Source organism: Streptomyces sp. NPDC006430 (assembly GCF_040612395.1).
GTDB lineage: Bacteria > Actinomycetota > Actinomycetes > Streptomycetales > Streptomycetaceae > Streptomyces.
The window spans coordinates 47,719-64,504 of the sequence record NZ_JBEXQA010000006.1; the positions used below are offsets into that span (position 1 = coordinate 47,719).

15 protein-coding genes are annotated in these 16,786 nt (G+C 72.0%); 4 read left to right on the plus strand and 11 right to left on the minus strand.

Features of this window, described 5'->3' with window-relative positions:
* Positions 1-14: 14 nt before the first annotated feature.
* The gene (locus tag ABZZ20_RS11520; protein WP_356869195.1) at positions 15-2,087 is read right to left on the minus strand and encodes a TerD family protein; all 2,073 of its coding nucleotides are present in this window, start codon (positions 2,085-2,087) and stop codon (positions 15-17) included.
* A gap of 250 nt (positions 2,088-2,337) precedes the next feature.
* Between ABZZ20_RS11520 and ABZZ20_RS11525 the strand changes: the two genes are divergently transcribed.
* Entirely contained in the window at positions 2,338-2,523 is a 186-nt protein-coding gene (locus tag ABZZ20_RS11525; RefSeq protein ID WP_356869196.1) for a hypothetical protein, read from the plus strand.
* A 14-nt stretch (positions 2,524-2,537) separates the two neighbouring features.
* On the opposite strand, the gene ABZZ20_RS11530 is transcribed toward ABZZ20_RS11525, so the two are convergent.
* A complete protein-coding gene (locus ABZZ20_RS11530) occupies positions 2,538-3,338 on the minus strand; it encodes a site-2 protease family protein (protein WP_356869197.1) in 801 nt (266 codons plus the stop codon).
* Between the two features lie 47 nt (positions 3,339-3,385).
* On the opposite strand from ABZZ20_RS11530, the gene ABZZ20_RS11535 reads away from it, so the two are divergent.
* The gene (locus ABZZ20_RS11535) at positions 3,386-6,877 is read left to right on the plus strand and encodes a BTAD domain-containing putative transcriptional regulator (RefSeq protein WP_356869198.1); all 3,492 of its coding nucleotides are present in this window, start codon (positions 3,386-3,388) and stop codon (positions 6,875-6,877) included.
* A gap of 62 nt (positions 6,878-6,939) precedes the next feature.
* Here the strand turns inward: ABZZ20_RS11535 and ABZZ20_RS11540 are convergent, their stop codons facing one another.
* The 3 genes from ABZZ20_RS11540 to panB all read right to left on the minus strand — a co-directional run bounded on the left by ABZZ20_RS11540 (position 6,940) and on the right by panB (position 9,842).
* Positions 6,940-7,803, minus strand: a complete 864-nt coding sequence (locus ABZZ20_RS11540; RefSeq protein ID WP_356869199.1) for an ABC transporter permease — start codon at positions 7,801-7,803, stop codon at positions 6,940-6,942.
* Positions 7,800-8,840 (minus strand): ATP-binding cassette domain-containing protein, encoded by a 1,041-nt coding sequence (locus ABZZ20_RS11545; RefSeq protein WP_356869200.1) that lies wholly within the window; start codon positions 8,838-8,840, stop codon positions 7,800-7,802. Before ABZZ20_RS11545 ends, ABZZ20_RS11540 begins: the two co-directional genes overlap by 4 nt.
* A gap of 141 nt (positions 8,841-8,981) precedes the next feature.
* Positions 8,982-9,842, minus strand: coding sequence for a 3-methyl-2-oxobutanoate hydroxymethyltransferase (gene panB, locus ABZZ20_RS11550; protein WP_356869201.1), 861 nt, complete (start codon positions 9,840-9,842; stop codon positions 8,982-8,984).
* A 350-nt stretch (positions 9,843-10,192) separates the two neighbouring features.
* Here panB and ABZZ20_RS11555 point away from each other — a divergent pair, with 350 nt between their 5' ends.
* A complete protein-coding gene (locus ABZZ20_RS11555) occupies positions 10,193-11,215 on the plus strand; it encodes an endonuclease/exonuclease/phosphatase family protein (RefSeq protein WP_356869202.1) in 1,023 nt (340 codons plus the stop codon).
* An 84-nt stretch (positions 11,216-11,299) separates the two neighbouring features.
* Here the strand turns inward: ABZZ20_RS11555 and ABZZ20_RS11560 are convergent, their stop codons facing one another.
* From ABZZ20_RS11560 to ABZZ20_RS11580, 5 genes are all read right to left on the minus strand, one after another.
* Positions 11,300-13,054, minus strand: coding sequence for an NAD+ synthase (locus ABZZ20_RS11560; protein WP_356869203.1), 1,755 nt, complete (start codon positions 13,052-13,054; stop codon positions 11,300-11,302).
* Positions 13,055-13,140: 86 nt separating this feature from the next.
* A complete protein-coding gene (locus ABZZ20_RS11565; RefSeq protein ID WP_356869204.1) occupies positions 13,141-14,385 on the minus strand; it encodes a DUF4190 domain-containing protein in 1,245 nt (414 codons plus the stop codon).
* A gap of 175 nt (positions 14,386-14,560) precedes the next feature.
* A complete protein-coding gene (locus tag ABZZ20_RS11570; protein ID WP_356869205.1) occupies positions 14,561-15,109 on the minus strand; it encodes a hypothetical protein in 549 nt (182 codons plus the stop codon).
* A 61-nt stretch (positions 15,110-15,170) separates the two neighbouring features.
* Positions 15,171-15,290: a helix-turn-helix domain-containing protein gene (locus tag ABZZ20_RS11575; protein ID WP_356869206.1), complete on the minus strand. Its 120-nt coding sequence runs from the start codon at positions 15,288-15,290 to the stop codon at positions 15,171-15,173.
* Positions 15,291-15,458: 168 nt separating this feature from the next.
* Complete coding sequence (locus tag ABZZ20_RS11580) at positions 15,459-15,992, minus strand: hypothetical protein (protein WP_356869207.1); 534 nt, start codon at positions 15,990-15,992, stop codon at positions 15,459-15,461.
* 51 nt (positions 15,993-16,043) lie between these two features.
* On the opposite strand from ABZZ20_RS11580, the gene ABZZ20_RS11585 reads away from it, so the two are divergent.
* Positions 16,044-16,232 (plus strand): hypothetical protein, encoded by a 189-nt coding sequence (locus ABZZ20_RS11585; RefSeq protein ID WP_356869208.1) that lies wholly within the window; start codon positions 16,044-16,046, stop codon positions 16,230-16,232.
* A 46-nt stretch (positions 16,233-16,278) separates the two neighbouring features.
* Here ABZZ20_RS11585 and ABZZ20_RS11590 read toward each other — a convergent pair whose 3' ends face one another.
* Positions 16,279-16,698 carry a CBS domain-containing protein gene (locus ABZZ20_RS11590; protein WP_356869209.1) on the minus strand — a complete coding sequence of 140 codons (420 nt, stop codon included), beginning with the start codon at positions 16,696-16,698 and terminating at the stop codon, positions 16,279-16,281.
* Positions 16,699-16,786: the final 88 nt, after the last annotated feature.

The following is a 16,786-nucleotide window of genomic DNA, read 5'->3' on the forward strand; positions in this document are numbered from 1 at the left end:
GCGCAGCGGCCCCGTCAGCTCCGACGGCCGGTGCGCGCCTCGACGGAGCCGAGGTGGGCCACCACCCCGTGGTAGAAGCGGTCCACGGCCTCGTCGACGCTGCGGATGAAACCGGACTCCGTGTTGCCACGGGTGTTGCCCATGCCCTTGATCAGCGACAGACGGAACCCGGTGAGCGGCGCGCCGCCCCTGGGCAGCAGGTCGCCCGGCTCGGGGCGCAGCCGCTCCAAGGTGCCGCGCGGGCCGTTCTCGCCCTCGACGAGGCTCTCCACGTGCAGGTCGGCGGGCGCCTCGGCCAGTAGCCGTACCAGCCGCTTCGCCGTGGCCAGCGGGTACGAGCCCTCCGGCGCCGGTACGTCGACCGACGTGCGCACCTTCCCCGTCCGCAGATCGGCGGTCACGGCGATGACGCTACTCGTCCCGTCGATGCGCAGTTCCGCGCCGAGCCGTCCCTCCAGACACAGCTTCTCGGCCGCTGCGGTGCGACGCTCCTGCGGATCGCTGCCGCGCCGGACGCGCTGCACGGGGAGCGCCTTCTGCCCGAGCTCCCCGCCCAGGCGCAGGCAGACCTGGCGGACCAGGCGCTCCCAACTCTCGACGACGTCGACGGCGCGTGCGTCGCCGGGGGCGAGGGTCTCGTCCTCGATCCCCTTGCGTACGGGCACCCAGGCGGGCCCCATGTTCTGGAACCCGTGGCAGCCCGACTGCTCGTGCTGGAGGTACTCCAGGAGCTCCTGGAGCAGCCAGGCGTGCGCGGCGTTGCCCACGCCCTCGTGGCGGATCAGCATCTGGGCCTGATGGGCCACGTCGGCCCAGGACAGGTGCCAGAGGCCGACCTTGTGCTTGCGACGCCCGTCGATCTTGATGTCCACCATGGCGGTGCCTTCGAGGGCGACGTCATTGGAGAGCGTGATCACGGCCTCGTAGCCGCGGCGCGCGGCGATGTCCATGTACTGCTGCACCTGCTCGGCCCTGAGCGGGTTGCCGTTCGTCTTCGTCTCGACCAGCGCCGTCCAGAGCTTCCCGGCGCGCTCGACCCGGATCACACCGTCCGGACGCCGCGGGGTGTCTCCGTGCGGCAGGGACACCTCGGTGAAGGTCTGCATCCGTCCGGCGGGGGCGCCGAAGGCCGCCGTCAGGCGGCGGCCGAACTCCGGCACCTGCGCCATGACGGACAGCAGTACGGAGGTGGCGCGCACCTCCCGCTCCTTGTCGCTCTTCAGCGTCGGTACGGGGAACAACCGGGCCTGGCGCCAGGAGTCGTTCTCGGCGAGTGACTTCTTGGCCACCTTGGGCAGCGTGACCTTCTTCCTGGTCGTGCGCGGACTCCGGCCGCGGGTCTGGGCGGGCACGGCGGCGGGGTCCCCGACGTGCGGGGCGGGGGGCTCCGCGGGGGCGGGCGCGTCCTGCCCGGCCTCCGGCGCCGGAACGCCGCCGGCCGCCTCCTCGACGGCGCGGCCCGCCTGCGTCCCGTCCGTCCCGTCCGTCGTGGCCGGCGCGTCCGTGCCGTCCGTGCCGGCGGTTCCGCCCGCCTCCTCGGTCTCCTCCACCACGGCGATGCCGAAGTCGGTGGCCAGGCCAGCGAGGCCGGTCTCGTAGCCCTGCCCGACCGCACGGAACTTCCACTCCTCACCGCGCCGGTACAGCTCGCCGAAGATGAACGCCGTCTCCACGTCCGCGTCGTGGATGGAGAACCCGACCAGGGGTTCGCCGGACCCGTCCGAGACGGTCATCCGCAGGTCTTCCAGGTCGCCGAAGCGGGCGCCGCCGTACTGGCTGGCGGCCACCACGATGCGGGCTACCCCTTCCGGGACGGCGGTGAGGTCCACGCTGATGCGGTCCTCGTCGCCGCTTTCGGTCGGCGTCTTGCCGAGCAGTTGCACGCTTCCGTCGGCGGCGGCCGGGTTGTTGTAGAAGTAGAAGTCGTTCTCGCTGCGGACCTTCCCGTTCTCGTCCACGAGGAGGACCGAGACGTCGGCGTCGCCGGCCCCCGAGGCGCTGCTCCAGCTCAGGCTCACGACGACCGCCCCGGCGTCCTCGCCGAGGGCGGTCAGGCTGACGTTCGCGCCCTTTGAGATCTCCTGCATGCCCATCCCCCCAGTCGCCCGGCTTCGTCCGTGTCGGACCGAGCAGGCCGGGCTGTCGTTCGCGTCGTTCCCGTCGCGCGCAAGGCGCGGCGCGTCCCCGGTGAACCGTAGTGGCGCGCTGCGCGCAACTTCAGGCGAAGAGGGAAAAGGGTGGAGGCAGGGTGCGGGGCGGCTTTACGGCGGCACTGCGGGGCATGGGGGACACTGGAGGGGCTCGACCCCGTTCCGTGTTGCCGAGGAGCTGTTCCCCATGCCCCGCCTTGCCGTGTTCGCCATCGTCGTCTGCGTCCTGTCCGTGGCGGCGGCCGTGGTCGCCTTCGTGGAGGGCAGCTTCCTGGGCATCGTGTGGGTGCTGCTGGCCGGCCTGACGTCCAACATGGCCTGGTTCTACCTGCGCAAGGCGAAGATGCAGAAGGCGACGCGCTCGGCGGGCTAGCCAGCGCGGACGGCTTAAGGCCGGGGGGCCGTGCAGTAGCCGTTCGTGTCCTGCCAGAAGCGGTAGAGGTCGCGGCCGCAGTAGGTCTCCAGGTCGGACACGCCCAAGGCGGACAGCAGACCGCGCACCACGTCGAAGAAGGACTGGTTCACCTCCGGGACCCACAGCAGTGCGAACACGGCGATCAGTCCGAACGGCGCCAGCGGCGCCACCTCGCGGCGGATCCGGTACGGGAGCCAGGGTTCGATGATCCCGTAGCCGTCCAGGCCCGGCACCGGCAGGAAGTTCAAGATCGCTGCCGAGACCTGGAGCAGCGCGAGGAAGGCGAGCGCGAAGCGGAACGCCATCGGCACGCCGTCGAGGGCGTTCAGCCAGAACGGCGCCGTGCAGACGACCGCGAAGGCCACGTTGGTCAGCGGGCCCGCCGCCGAGATGAGGCTGTGCTTCCAGCGGCCCTGGATGCGGTCGCGCTCGATGTAGACGGCGCCGCCGGGGAGGCCCAGTCCGCCCATGATCACGAAAATCACCGGCAGGATGATGCTGAGCAGCGCATGGGTGTACTTGAGCGGGTTCAGCGTCAGGTAGCCCTTGGCCCCGACCGTGAGGTCGCCGCTGTGCAGGGCCGTGCGGGCGTGCGCGTACTCGTGCAGGCAGAGCGAGACGATCCATGCCGACGTCACGAACAGGAACACGGCCAGCCCGGCGCTCGTCGAGTAGTCCGTCCACACCGCCCACCCCGTGACCGCCATGATGGCGGCGATGCCGAGGAACACGGAACTGATCTGCCGCTCGCTGCGGACGTCCTGATGACCCATGCGGCGAAACCTACCCGGGCACGGCCCCAAATGGAGTAGGGGGGTGGATGCTGGCCAGGGACAATGGGCCGGTGCGCTATGCGATTCTCGGCACTGCCCAGGCCATCCACGACGACGGGACTCCCGTCGCCGTCGGCGGTGCGCGCCTACGGGCGCTGCTGACCGCGCTCGCGCTGCGCCCCGGGCGGGCGGTGCCGCCCGACCTGCTCGTGGCCGAGGTGTGGGACGGCGACCGGCCGGCGGACGCGCCGGCCGCGCTCCAGGCGCTGGTGGCCCGGCTGCGGCGGGCGCTCGGGCATGCGGCGGTGCGCTCGACTCAGGGCGGGTACCTGCTGGTCGCCGACCGCGAGGACATCGACCTGTACCGCTTCGAGCGCCTTGCGCGGGACGGTGCCGCGGCGCCGGACCCGGCAGAGGCGGCCGCCCTGTACGACGAGGCCCTGGCGCTGTGGCGCGGCCCGGCGCTGGCGGACCTGCCCGTCCCGGCGGCCGAATCCGCGCGCTGGGAGGCCGTACGTCTGGACGCGCGCCGAGGGCGGCTCGGCGCGGCCCTCGCCCTGGGCCAGGCGGAGCGGGCCCTGCCGGAGCTGACCGCCCTGTGCGGGGAACAGCCCCTGGACGAGCCGCTCCAGGTCCTGCGCCTGCGGGCGCTGCGGGACGCGGGCCGGCCGGCAGAGGCGCTGGCCGCCTACGAGTCGGTCCGACGGGACCTCGCCGCCCGCCTGGGCACGGACCCGGGCCCCGCCCTGCGCGCCCTGCACGCGGAACTCCTGGACCAGCCCCCGACCCCGATCCCGTCCCCGCCCTCCGGAAGTCCCGCCGCCCGGCCCGCCCCCCAGCCCGGCGCCGCCCGGGCCGGGGCGGCGCCGGCACATCCGGGCCCGGACCGGCAGGGCGACGGCGCGGCCGGGGCGACCCCGCAGGGCCACCCCGCCGACCCCGCCGACCCCGCACCCCGCAGCCAGGGGAACCTGCGGGCGCGGCTGACCACCTTCGTCGGCCGGGAGGGCGACATCCGGGCCATCGGTGAGGACCTGGCGCGGGCCCGGCTGGTCACCCTGCTCGGCCCCGGCGGTGCCGGTAAGACGCGGCTGTCCCAGGAGGCCGCCGAATCACATGCCGCCGCGCACGCCGGGGCACACGCCGGGGCACACGCCGCAGCGGGCTGGTCCGACGGAGTGTGGTTCGTGGAGCTGGCTCCCGTGGACGATCCCGACGACGTCGCCGAGGCCGTGCTCTCCGCGCTCGGCGCACGGGAGACCAAGCTGCGCGGCGCCTCCGCCGAGGAGCTGCGGGCGCTGACCGACCGGGCCGGCGACGACCCGCTCGAACGGCTGGCCGAGCACTGCGCCCGGCGGCAGCTCCTGATCATCCTCGACAACTGCGAGCACGTCGTCGAAGCCGCCGCCGTACTCGCCGAGCGGCTCCTCACGCGCTGTCCCGGCGTCCGGGTCCTGGCCACCAGCCGCGAACCCCTGGGCGTGCCGGGCGAGTTGCTGCGCCCGGTGGAGCCACTGCCCGACGCCGTCGCGCTCCGCCTGCTCGGTGACCGTGGCGCCGCCGCGCGGCCCGGGTTCCGCACCGACGACGACCCCGAGGCCGCCGCCGAGATCTGCCGCCGCCTCGACGGGCTGCCGTTGGCCATCGAGCTGGCCGCGGCCCGGTTGCGGCTGCTCACCCCGCGCCAGATCGCCGACCGGCTCGACGACCGGTTCCGGCTGCTGACCGGTGGCGCGCGTACCGTGCTGCCCCGCCAACAGACCCTGCGCGCCGTCGTCGACTGGTCCTGGGACCTGCTCGACGCACCCGAGCGAGCGGTCCTGCGTCGCCTCTCCGTCTTCGCCGGCGGCTGCGACCTGGCCGCCGCGGAAGCGGTCTGCGCCGACCCCGGCACCCCCGGCACCCCCGGGGCCTCCGACACCCTCGATCTCCTCGGTTCCCTCGTCGACAAGTCCCTCGTCATCTCCGCCCCCGGACCCGACGGTTCCGGCATGCGCTACCGGCTCCTGGAGACCGTGGCGGAGTACGCGGGCGAGCGGCTCTCCGAAGTCCCCGGCGACCGCGCGGCCACCGAACGCCGCCACCTCGTCCACTACCGGGAACTCGCCCGCACCACCGAGCCGTTGCTGCGCGGACACCGCCAGCGCGAGGCGGTGGAACGCTTCTCGACCGAATACGAGAACCTGCGCACCGGGCTGCGCCGCGCCGTGGCCGGCCGGGAGATCGACGAGGTGCTCTGCCTGATCCATTCCCTCGCCTGGTACTGGCAGATGCACGACCTGCGCGCCGAGAGCCGGCACTGGTCGAACGCCGCCGGCGCACTCATCCCCGACCCCTTCCGCGCGCCCGTCGTCCCTGCCGAGCCCGTGTACGGGCGGCTCGTGGACACGCCGCCGCCGTACGGCGGCGAACTGCTCACCGAGGCCCACCGCGGCATCCGGCTGCTCCAGCTCTCCGTACGTGACCAGAGCAACGAGAGCTGGAACACTCCGGAGGTCCGGGCCCAGCTCCAGGGGGTCGTCGCCGCCTACCGGCCCGGCCTGCCGCAGACCTGCCGGACCCCCGGCGGGCTGTGGATCTACGCCGTCATGATCGCGGGGAATCCTGGCCTGCTCCGGGAGGCCGTGGACGCCACGGTCGAGGGCGCCCGGAAGCTGGACTACCGCTGGGAGCTGGCCTCGGCCCTCCAGCTACGGGCCAACGTGCTGGCCAACCGCGCCGACTGGGCCGCCGGAGCGGTGGGCGACGCCGAGGAGAGCTTGGCCCTCTTCACCTCGCTGGGCGACGACTGGGGGTGCGCGGAAGCCCTTTCCGCGCGCGCCGAATCCCGCGAGAAGCGGGGCGAGTACGCGCTGGCCGCCGCGGACTTCCGGTCCGCGATCGAGCACGCCGAGCGGCTCGGCGCGCCGTCCCAGGTCGCGGTCCTGCGCGTCCGGATGGCCGGAGCCCTCATCGAGAACGGAGCGCGGGCCGAGGCGGAGGCCCTGCTCACCGAAGTCCTGGAAACCTCCCAGAACTTCGGCAACGAGGCCATGCCGGCTGCCCGGATCTTCCTCGCCGGCTGCTACGGCCGTACCGGCCGCATCGCCGAGGCCCGCAGCCAGCTCCAGTTGCTGCGCGAGGAGTTCGCCCTCGGTGCGTTCGCCATCTTTGACTCCTTCCTGCTCGGCACGATGGCCTGGCTGGAGAACAGGGAGGGCAAGTACACGGAGGCGCTCGGCCTGCTCCGGCAGGCCATGGGCACGGCCACGGACCCGCTCGCCCGGATGGTCGCCCCGCAGATGCCCGCCGTGTACCTGATGACGGCGGCCCTCTCTCACGTCAGCATCGGCGGTCCACAGGGTGCGTACGACGCCGCCCGGCTGCTCGGCGCGTACCGGGCCCTGTTGCCGCCCCAGCACTTCCCGGTCAGCACGGAACGCGAGGACGCCGCCCGGGCGGAGGAGTTGACGCGGGCGGCGCTCGGCGACGCCGCGTTCGAGGCCGGGTACGCCGAAGGCGGCGGCCTCACCCTGGAGGAGGCCACCGCCCTCATCTGACCCGGCCCCCCGTGCGGGGCCCGTCCGGGACGCGATCCGGGAGCGGACCGACCGACCCCGGGTCAGGTCTTCTGGCGGAACTTGCGGACCGCGAGCGGCATGGTGACCGCCGTGATGGCGAGCGACCAGAGCAAGGTGATCGTCACCGAGTGGCCGACCGCGCCGCCGTTGATCAGGCCGCGGGCCGCGTCGGCCAGGTTGGACAGCGGGTTGTAGTCCGTGAAGGTCTGGAGCCAGCCGGGCATGGTCGACGGCGGGGCGAAGATCGAGCTGCCGAACTGCAGCGGCATCAGGACCAGCATCGCCATGCCCTGCACGGCCTGAGGGGTCTTCATAGTGAGACCGAGCAGGATGAAGATCCACATCAGCGAGGCGCCGAACACGGCCGACAGCCCGACGGAGAGGAACAGGTCCACCACGGAGGTCTTGATCGACAGGCCGAGCGTGAAGCCCACTGCGAGCAGGATCGCGATGGCGACCATCATCCGGCCGAGCTCGACGACGATCTTGGCGAGCAGGACGGACGACCGGGCGATCGGCATGGACCGGAAGCGGTCCATCACGCCCTTCTTGAAATCGTCGTTGACTCCGGTGCCGACGCCCATGGCGATGTTCATGCCCATCATGGCCATCAGGCCCGGTACGACGTAGTTGACGTAGGCCTCCTGATTGCCCTTGCCGGAGATCGCCCCGCCGAAGACGAACACGAACAGCAGCGTGAAGATGATCGGCATGAACAGGACGTCGAACATCGACTCGGGGTCCTGCTTGATCTGCAGGGTGTTGCGGCGCACCAGTGCGCCGATGTGCCGCAGGTTGGCCCGCAGGCCGATCCGACCCTCGCCGGCCGGCGCGGTGGCCGCTGCCGGGGTGGCCACGGTGGCCGCGGCGGAGGTGGTGGGCTTCGTCGTGGTTCCGGTGCTCATGCCGCGACCTCCTCGGTCTTCTTGGTCTTCTTGGTCTCGGCGGAGGGGGAGCCCTCGGCCGAGGTCGGCCGGTGGCCGGTGATGGCCAGGAACACCTCGTCCAGGCTGGGCAGGTACGTGCCGAGGTCGGCGATCGCGTACCCACGGGCGGCCAGCAGGCCGACCACCGCGGTCAGTTGCTCGTCGCTCAGGATCGGTACCAGCAGCACGCCCTCGTCCGGTACGGCCTGCGAACCGGCCACGCCGTCGAGTCCTGCCTCCGCCAGTGCGCGGGCCATGCCCGGCAGGTCGGACGCGGCGACGGGCCGGACCTTCAGGGTCCGGCCACCGACCCGCGCCTTCAGTTCATCGACCTTGCCGTGGGCGATGACCTTGCCCTTGTCGATGACCGTCAGCTCGTTCGCGAGCTGCTCGGCCTCCTCCATGTACTGGGTGGTGAGCAGCACGGTGGCCCCCTCGGCGACCATCCGCTGCACCTCGTCCCACACCTCGTTGCGGGTGCGCGGGTCGAGGCCGGTGGTCGGCTCGTCCAGGTAGAGCACGGCCGGGCGGCCGATCATGGAGGCGGCCAGGTCGAGCCGGCGGCGCATGCCGCCGGAGTAGTGCATCGCGGCCTTCTTGGCGGCCTCGGTGAGCGAGAACCGCTCCAGCAGCTCGTCGGCGCGAGACCGGGCGTCCTTGCGGGACAGGTCGAGCAGCCGGCCGATCATGTAGAGGTTCTCCCAGCCGGAGAGCTTCTCGTCGACCGAGGCGTACTGGCCGGTCAGCCCTATGGTGCGGCGCAGCTGCCGCGGCTGGCGCACCACGTCGTAGCCCGCCACGGTCGCGGTTCCGGCGTCGGGGACGATCAGGGTGGACAGGCAGCGCACGAGGGTGGTCTTGCCGGCGCCGTTGGGGCCGAGGACTCCGAGTACCGTGCCCTCGCGCACGTCCAGGTCGACACCGTCCAGGGCCTTGGTCTCGCCGTAGTGCTTGACCAGTCCCCGCACCTCTACGGCGTGCGGGCCGTTCAGGGGATTCTTGTCGTTTCGCGTCATGTCCACATGGGAACACCCGCCACCGACGGAGCACCGACAGGCCACCGACAGCCCACCGACAGGCGGGCGGGACGCGGTCGCCGCAACGGCGACGGCCCGCCGACCAGGGGTCGGCGGGCCGTCGGTTCGGTCGGCGAGCGATCAGTGGAAGGCGTGCTCGGCCTGCGGGAACGTTCCGCCGACCACGTCCTCGGCGAACGCCTTCGCCGCGTCGCCCATGGTCGCGCGGAGGTTCGCGTACTGCTTGACGAACTTCGGCATCTTCCCGCCGGTCAGGCCCATCATGTCGGTCCACACCAGCACCTGCGCGTCGCACTCCGCGCCCGCGCCGATGCCGACCGTCGGGATGTGCAGCGACCGGGTGACCTCGGCGGCCAGCTCGGCCGGAACCAGCTCCAGCACCACCGCGAAGGCGCCCGCGTCCTGCGCCGCCTTGGCATCGCGCAGCAGTTGGTGCGCGGCCTCGTCGCCGCGCCCCTGCACCCGGTAGCCCATGGCGTTGACGGACTGCGGGGTCAGGCCCAGGTGGGACATGACGGGGATGCCGGACTGCACGATCAGCTCGGTCTGGTGCAGCGAGCGCTCGCCGCCCTCCAGCTTCACGGCTCCCACACCGGCCTCCTTGACCAGGCGGGTCGCACTGCGCAGCGCCTGAACGGCGCCTTCCTGGTACGAGCCGAACGGCAGGTCGCCGACGACCAGGGCCCGGCTGGTGCCCCGTACGACGGCCGCCGACAGCAGGGTCATCTCGTCCATCGTCACGGGGACGGTGTTCTCGTAGCCGAGGTGACAGTTGCCCATCGAGTCGCCGACGAGGATGACCGGGATGCCGGCCTCGTCGAAGACGGACGCGGTCATCGCGTCGTAGGCGGTGAGCATGGGCCACTTCTCGCCGCGCTCCTTGGCGAGGGTGAGGTCGCGGACGGTGATGCGCCGGGTGCCCGTGCCTCCGTACAGCGTGGGGGAGGCGGCCTCGCGGGCAGGCGAAACGGCATGCGTCATTGCAACTGCTCCTTGATGTCATCTCGAGGCGCCCTTACGGCGTCCCCGGACTCACCCACCATGGTGGCACCTGCCCGGGCCCGGGGAAAGTGGCGCGAAGATCGGTGCGTCACACTCCTGGCCCACACGAGGTCCCCTCATGCCCCCCTCTTGGCCCCCTCATGGTCCCCTCTCGGCACGTTCGGCGCGCGCGAGACCCAATGTGCGCGTTTCGTGACAAGCGGAACCTCGGCCGCACGGCCGTTCGTCCTCCCGGACGTACGGCCGCAAAGGCGGCACGGAAGGCTTCGTCGATCGCCTAGGGTCAAGGTGCGGGGACGGAGCGCAAGCACGGCAGCGAGGGCAGTGGCATGGCACAGGCGTACATGACGGAGACGGGGAACGGCGGCTCGGAGCCCGAGCCCTCCGGATCCCGCCTCCGGCGCCGGATGGCCGAACTCCGCCGCGACCGGGGCATCTGGCGGCGCGGGATCGTGACCGCCGCCCTGGCCGCGCTGATCTCACTGATCATGATCTTCCACGCGGAGCTGCCGAACGACGTGGGCAACCTCGGCAGCCTCACCGAGACCTTCCTGCCCTGGTTGGGCCTGGCCGTCCCGCTCCTGCTCGCCGCCGCCGTGGTCCGCAAGTCCGCCACCGCGCTGATCGCGATACTGCTCACGGCCGTCGTCTGGGTGAACCTCTTCGGCGGCCTGATCACCGACAAGTCCGGCTCCGGCGGCAACCTGGTGGTCACCGCCCACAACGTCGACGCCGACAACCCGGACCCCCGCGGCACCGCCGCGTCGGTCGCGAAGTCGGGGGCCGACGTCCTGGCCCTGACCGAGCTCAAGGGCAGCGTCGTCCCCGTCTATGAACAGGTGCTGGCGGGCACGTACAAGTACCACGCGGTCGAGGGCACGGTCGGCGTGTGGAGCAAGTACCCGCTGAGCTCCAGCCAGCCCGTCGACATCAAGATGGGCTGGACCCGCGCCATGCGCACCACCGTGGACACCCGGCAGGGCCGGGTCGCCGTCTTCGTCGCCCACCTGCCCTCCGTCCGGGTCAAGCTCAACGCCGGATTCACCGCCAACCAGCGCGACAGCAGCGCGGGCGCACTGGGCGCCGCGCTCGCCGCAGAACCGCTGAAGAAGGTCATCCTGCTCGGCGACCTCAACGGAACCATGAACGACCGTTCCCTGTCCGAGGTCACCTCGCAGATGCGCTCCACCCAGGGCGCCGCAGGCGACGGCTTCGGCTTCAGCTGGCCGGCCCAGTTCCCGATGGCCCGGATCGACCAGATCATGGTGCGCGGGATCAGGCCGGAGGCCTCCTGGACCCTCCCGCGCACCGGCAGCGACCACCTGCCGATCGCGGCCCGGCTGAAGGTGTAGCCGGGGCAGCTCGTGGCCGAGAAGGGCTGCTAGAAACCGCCCCGTGCGGCGGGGCCCCTTCCGCTCCGAAGCCGAGCGCAGCGGTTACGCGTGCTCCCGCCAGCCGTTCGTGATGGGCAGCCGGCGGTCCTTGCCGAAGCCCTTCGCGGAGATCTTCGTGCCCGGCGGGTACTGGCGGCGCTTGTACTCCGCGGTGTCCACCATCCGCAGGGTCCGTGCGACCAGCTCGCGGTCGAAGCCGGCCGCGACGATCGCCTCGATGCCCAGGTCCCGGTCCACGTACATCGCCAGGATCGCGTCCAGCACCGGGTAGTCCGGCAGCGAGTCCGTGTCCACCTGCCCCGGGCGCAGCTCGGCGCTCGGCGGCTTCACGATGGAGTTCTCGGGGATCGGCGGGGTTTCGCCGCGCTCGACCGCGGCCCGGTTGCGGTACTGCGCGAGCCGGAAGACGTCCGTCTTGTAGACGTCCTTGATCGGACCGTACGCGCCCACCGAGTCGCCGTACAGGGTGGAGTAACCGACGGCCAGCTCCGACTTGTTGCCGGGAGCCAGCACGATGTGGCCCTCCTGGTTCGACACGGCCATCAGCATGGTGCCGCGCAGCCGGGACTGGAGGTTCTCCTCGGCCAGGCCGGTCAGCCCCAGCGAGCCCATGTAGGCGTCGAACATCGGCTCGATCGGCACGGTCCGGAAGTTCAGTCCGGTCCGCTCGGCCAGGTCGGCCGCGTCGCCCTTCGAGTGCTCCGAGGAGTACTTCGAGGGCATCGAGATGCCGTACACGTTCTGCGCGCCGATCGCGTCGCAGGCGATCGCGGCGACGAGCGCGGAGTCGATGCCGCCGGAGAGGCCGATCAGGACGGAGCGGAACCCGTTCTTCTTGACGTACGCGCGCAGGCCCACGACCAGCGCGTCGTAGATCTCCTCGTCGTCGTCGAGGCGGTCGGCGTAGCCACCGGTGACGACCGGTTCGTACGGCTCCACCGGCTCCTCGGACAGGACCACTCGGTCGATGCGCAGCCCGTCGTCGACCACGCCCTCGGGGGCGTCGGCGAGGGCGGCGGGCAGGTCGAGGTCGACGAGGACGCATCCCTCGGAGAACTGCGGGGCGCGGGCGATGACCTCGCCGCTGCCGTCGACGACGATCGAGTCCCCGTCGAAGACCAGCTCGTCCTGGCCGCCGATCATCGCCAGGTAGGCGAGGGTGCAGCCGGCCTCCTGGGCCCGCTTCCGGACCAGTTCGAGGCGGAGGTCGTCCTTGTTGCGCTCGTACGGGGAGGCGTTGACGGAGATCAGCAGCCCGGCGCCGGCGGAGCGGGTGGCCGGGACCCGGCCGCCGTCCTGCCAGAGGTCCTCGCAGATGGCGAGGGCCACGTCGATGCCGCGCACCCGGATCACCGGCTGGGTGTTGCCGGGGACGAAGTACCGGAACTCGTCGAACACGCCGTAGTTGGGGAGGTGGTGCTTGGCGAACCGGAGGACCACCTTCCCGCCGTGCAGCACGGCCGCCGCGTTCTCCGGGGACCCGGCGGGGCGGCCCAGCCGCGGGGTGGCCTTCTCGGTGCGGTCGAGGTACCCGACGATGACCGGCAGTTCGCCGAGGCCCTCGGCCGCCAGTCGCTGCGCGAGCTCGCGCAGCGCCGTGCGGGAGGCGTCGACGAAGGACGCGCGCAGCGCGAGGTCCTCGACGGGGTACCCGGTCAGCATCATCTCCGGGAAGGCCACCAGGTGGGCGCCCTGCTCGGCGGAGTGCCGGGTCCAGTGGACGACCGAGTCGGCGTTGGCGGCGATGTTGCCGACGTGCGAGTCGATCTGATTCAGAGCGAGACGAAGTTGAGGCACGGGGCCCAGTGTAATCGTCTTTCTGACGCGATGTCCTGGGCTCCGTGCCTCGGGTTTCCCGCGACGCGGCGTTCGCAGGCCTCCGGTCAGCCGATCGAGCCGCTGAACTTCGCGTTCGGCAGCTGGATTCCGGGGGAGATGTCGGCGGTGAGGTGCTCGGTGCCCTCGGGGACCTCGTACGCCATGACGCCGCTGGCGGACTCGCCCGGCAGGATGTCACCCTTGATCATCTTCGGTACGTCGCCGTCGAAGGCCAGCTTGGCGGTCATCCCCTTGTCGTCGCGGACGTTGGGCATCGCGTAGATGACGTTGTGGGTCTCGCTCGAATTGTTGGTGATGGTGAGCGTGAGCTCCACCGCGTTGCCCACCTGGCTGTACTTGTTCTTCGTCACGTACTTCTTCGGCACCGAGAGGGTGACCTTGATGCCGTTCGGGTACGTGTACGTCTCGCCGAACGGCAGCGGGGTCGTCATGCCGGGGACCTGGGTGGGCGAGGGTGAGGGCCTCGGGGGCCTCGGGGGCGTCGGGGTGACGGGATCGAGGTCGTCCTCGGGGTCCCACTCGCCGTCGAGCCGGTGCTGGACGCTCTTGTCGACGATGAGGCCGGTGAGGACGAGACCACCGGCCGAGGCGCCGAGGCCGAGCACGGCGAGGGCGGTGCCCACGATGGCCATCGTCTTGCGGCCGGCGCCCGCGGAGGCGCGCACGAGGGCGCCGATGCCGATGCCGATGCCGACCACGGCGAAGATGCCGCCCGCCCAGAAGAGGAACGGCGTGAGGCCGATGAGGACGCCGGCGATGCCGAGTACGAGGGCCGCGACGGCCAGACCGTTGGTGCGCGGGGCGGGCGTGCCCCACGGGTTGCCGGCGGCGGAGCCGTAGCCGGCGTGGGCACCCCAGGGGTTGACGGGCGGTACGGGCCCGCCGGGGGCTCCCGGGGCGCCGGGGGCGCCGTACGAGGGGGTCGGGGGCGCCGGAGCGGGCGGCGCGAAGCCCGGGGCGGGCTGCGCTGCGGGCGCCGACTCGGGCGCGGATGGGGGCGCGGGCTCGGGCTGAGCGGCGGACCGCGGCTCGGGTGCGAGCGGCGACGCGAGGGTCGGCGCGGGCGTCGTCGGCTCGGGCGTTGCCGGCTCGGGCGTTGCCGCGGGCGTCGGCTCCGGGGCCGGGGCCTTCTGGAGCGAGAGTGGCTGCGTCTGCTGGGGCGTCTGCTGGGGCGTCTGTTCCGGCTCGGAGGGAGCCGAGGATGCGGGGGACGCATCCGGTATGGGCTGGCCCGCGGGCTCCGTCGGCGGACCGGACGGGCTGTTGGACGGGTTCGGAGGCGTGCTCATGCCTGGCGGAAGTCCTTAAGGGGGGTGGTCTACGCAATGATCACCAAGCCTGCCATGTGCCCCGGAACGCTCCAAGGGGGTTTGGCCCCCAGCCTGCGGGACGCTGTTGGTACAGCGTCCCGCAGGCCGGGGCTGCCAGCCGCCCTGGGCTAACGCTGGTAGCCCAGCACCGTCATCATCCCGGCCTCCGCGTGGTACACGTTTTGACCTCCGCCTTCCCGCGCTGAAGTACGGGGATTCTCCGCCTGTGGGTGGCCCTGTTGTGTTGGGGCTGCCCGCTTCGGGTGGGTTCCTGGTTCTTCCCCACCGGGGTGGGGGTTGTGCGCGCTGCCGGGCTACTGCCCGGTCTTACGTGCGCTCCGCAGGCGTTTTCCTTGATCAGCGTCACCGACGTGGGAGCAGAGGGCAGGTCGCGGGTCCACTTCACCCGCACATCCCCGATCTTCGGCAGGCGCAGCCGGCCGTCCTCGGTGATCGACCAGCGGTCCGACTTCGTGAAGCGCGCGGACTGCCGGTTGTCCTTGCGGGATTTGAAACGCGGCGGCTGGACCTTCGGCCCCCTGTGCAGCCCGGTCTTGGAGTCCTCATGCGCCTTCCACGCGGCATCCAGGTCCCGAAGGGTCTGCTGGAGGACACCGACCGGCGCATCGGACAGGAACGCCCGCTGCTCGGTCTTCTTTGCGGCGGTGACCAGCGTTTTGGCCAGGTCGGCGTTCTTCGGCACCGCTGGTACGGGCCCTGCGCGATGCGCTCCTTCGGGTTCCCGAGGAGCTTGTTCGCCGCTTTCACGGGCTTGATCTGTGCGAGCGCGTCGTTCCAGACCACGCGTCGGTACCCGACCCCCGGGCGGCGCTGGAGCGCTGACCGGGGGTCGGGTAGACGCGGTACTGGTAACGAAGCTGCATGTTCGCGACACTAATACAGTTGGGTTATGGCCGAGTACGGGAACATTTGTACTGGTAGGTACTGCATCTTTCTCATGGGGTCGCGCGAGCAGATGGGCGCCGTCTGCTGCCGCCCTCAGGCCGTGCGCACGGGTGCGCGGGCACGCGGGGGCGGCAGCGGGCCCGTCGTTATACGCGCAGTACCGCCAGCCGGCAGAGGAGTTCGCGGGGCGAGGGCGGATCCGGCCCGCCGGACCGGCCCGGCACGCGGGCCGCGCCCCCGAGCGGCGCGGCATCGCGGATGCCGGCCGGTCCGGCGCCCAGGATCAGCAGGGTGAGCCCACCGAGCACGGCGAGGCACACCGACAGGGGGTCCCATCCGGAGCCGGGCAGCGGGGCCTCGGCGGCGGGCGCCCGTTCGGCCGCCGCGTGCGTCCTGCCGGTCGCTGCGGCGGCCGGTGCGGCACCGCGCCCGTCGGTACGCATGTCGACGTGGTCGTCTTCGTGCCCGTGGGTTCGCCCGTCGGTGCGCCCCTCAGTGTGGTCTGCCGCCCGCCCGACCGGTGCAACGGCAGCGACCGGGGCCGCGTCCTCCACGGTGTGGGAGTGACTCGGATGGCCCAGGGTGTGCATGGTGACGATGCCCAGGAGCAGCGCAGCGAGCAGCAGCAGCCGGGGCCACCGGGCGGCTCGCGGGGCGGTGCGCAGGGCAGGGCGCGTCATGGGCGAAACCCTACCCCGGGTGGGTATCCGATCGTAGGACCGGGGTCCGTCGTGTTGAGGAGCCCTGCACCGGCTCGGCCAGCGGGGCTGGCCGACCGGTTCGGTGCCCGCTTCGAGGTCGCCGAACCGGCCGGGCACCTGGTCGTGCTGGACCGCCCGGGCCGGATGGCGCGGGCGGTCCAGGACGCCGCCGCCCAGTCACAGGGGCCGGGGGCGACGCCGGGGCCGGGGCCGGAATAGCCGCCGGAATAGCCGCCGGGGCCAGCCACCGGGGTGGCGGGCCGGGTCAGTGCCTCGCGTAGACCTTCTCGACGAAGCCCGCGAGCTGTTCCTCGGAGAGGTGCTGGGCCAGGTCGGCCTCGCTGATCATGCCGACCAGCTTCTTGTTCCGGATCACCGGGAGCCGCTTGATCTGGTGGCTTTCCATCTCGTCCAGCACGTCGGAGACGTCGGCGCCCGCGTCGATCCAGCGCGGGGTTCCCTGGGCCATTTCGCCGCACGTCATCTCGGCCGGGTTCAGACCCTGGGCCACGCAGTTCACGACGATGTCGCGGTCGGTGATGATGCCGCACAGTCGCTCACTGGCATCGCTGATGGGCAGGGCGCCCACATTGAGGCTGTTCATCAGCTGAGCGGCCTTGGTCAGGGTCTCGGTAGCGGGGATCCACTGGGCCCCGGGGTGCATGATGTCTCCCGCGGTGGTCATGTCTAACCTCCTGAGCACGCCGTTGCGGCCGGGCGCGGACGCGCCCGCCTCGACGCCCTCGGGGAGGCCGCTGGGGGAAGGGCCCAAC

Bases quoted from the DNA above. Each gene is read 5' to 3' on its own strand.
- ABZZ20_RS11535 (WP_356869198.1), top strand. From the start codon at position 3,386: ATGCTGGCCAGGGACAATGGGCCGGTGCGCTATGCGATTCTCGGCACT.
- ABZZ20_RS11530 (WP_356869197.1), bottom strand. From the start codon at position 3,338: ATGGGTCATCAGGACGTCCGCAGCGAGCGGCAGATCAGTTCCGTGTTC.
- ABZZ20_RS11565 (WP_356869204.1), bottom strand. From the start codon at position 14,385: ATGAGCACGCCTCCGAACCCGTCCAACAGCCCGTCCGGTCCGCCGACG.
- ABZZ20_RS11575 (WP_356869206.1), bottom strand. From the start codon at position 15,290: ATGCAGCTTCGTTACCAGTACCGCGTCTACCCGACCCCCGGTCAGCGC.
- ABZZ20_RS11520 (WP_356869195.1), bottom strand. From the start codon at position 2,087: ATGCAGGAGATCTCAAAGGGCGCGAACGTCAGCCTGACCGCCCTCGGC.
- panB (WP_356869201.1), bottom strand. From the start codon at position 9,842: ATGACGCATGCCGTTTCGCCTGCCCGCGAGGCCGCCTCCCCCACGCTG.
- ABZZ20_RS11540 (WP_356869199.1), bottom strand. From the start codon at position 7,803: ATGAGCACCGGAACCACGACGAAGCCCACCACCTCCGCCGCGGCCACC.
- ABZZ20_RS11590 (WP_356869209.1), bottom strand. From the start codon at position 16,698: ATGACCACCGCGGGAGACATCATGCACCCCGGGGCCCAGTGGATCCCC.
- ABZZ20_RS11525 (WP_356869196.1), top strand. From the start codon at position 2,338: ATGCCCCGCCTTGCCGTGTTCGCCATCGTCGTCTGCGTCCTGTCCGTG.
- ABZZ20_RS11545 (WP_356869200.1), bottom strand. From the start codon at position 8,840: ATGACGCGAAACGACAAGAATCCCCTGAACGGCCCGCACGCCGTAGAG.
- ABZZ20_RS11555 (WP_356869202.1), top strand. From the start codon at position 10,193: ATGGCACAGGCGTACATGACGGAGACGGGGAACGGCGGCTCGGAGCCC.
- ABZZ20_RS11580 (WP_356869207.1), bottom strand. From the start codon at position 15,992: ATGACGCGCCCTGCCCTGCGCACCGCCCCGCGAGCCGCCCGGTGGCCC.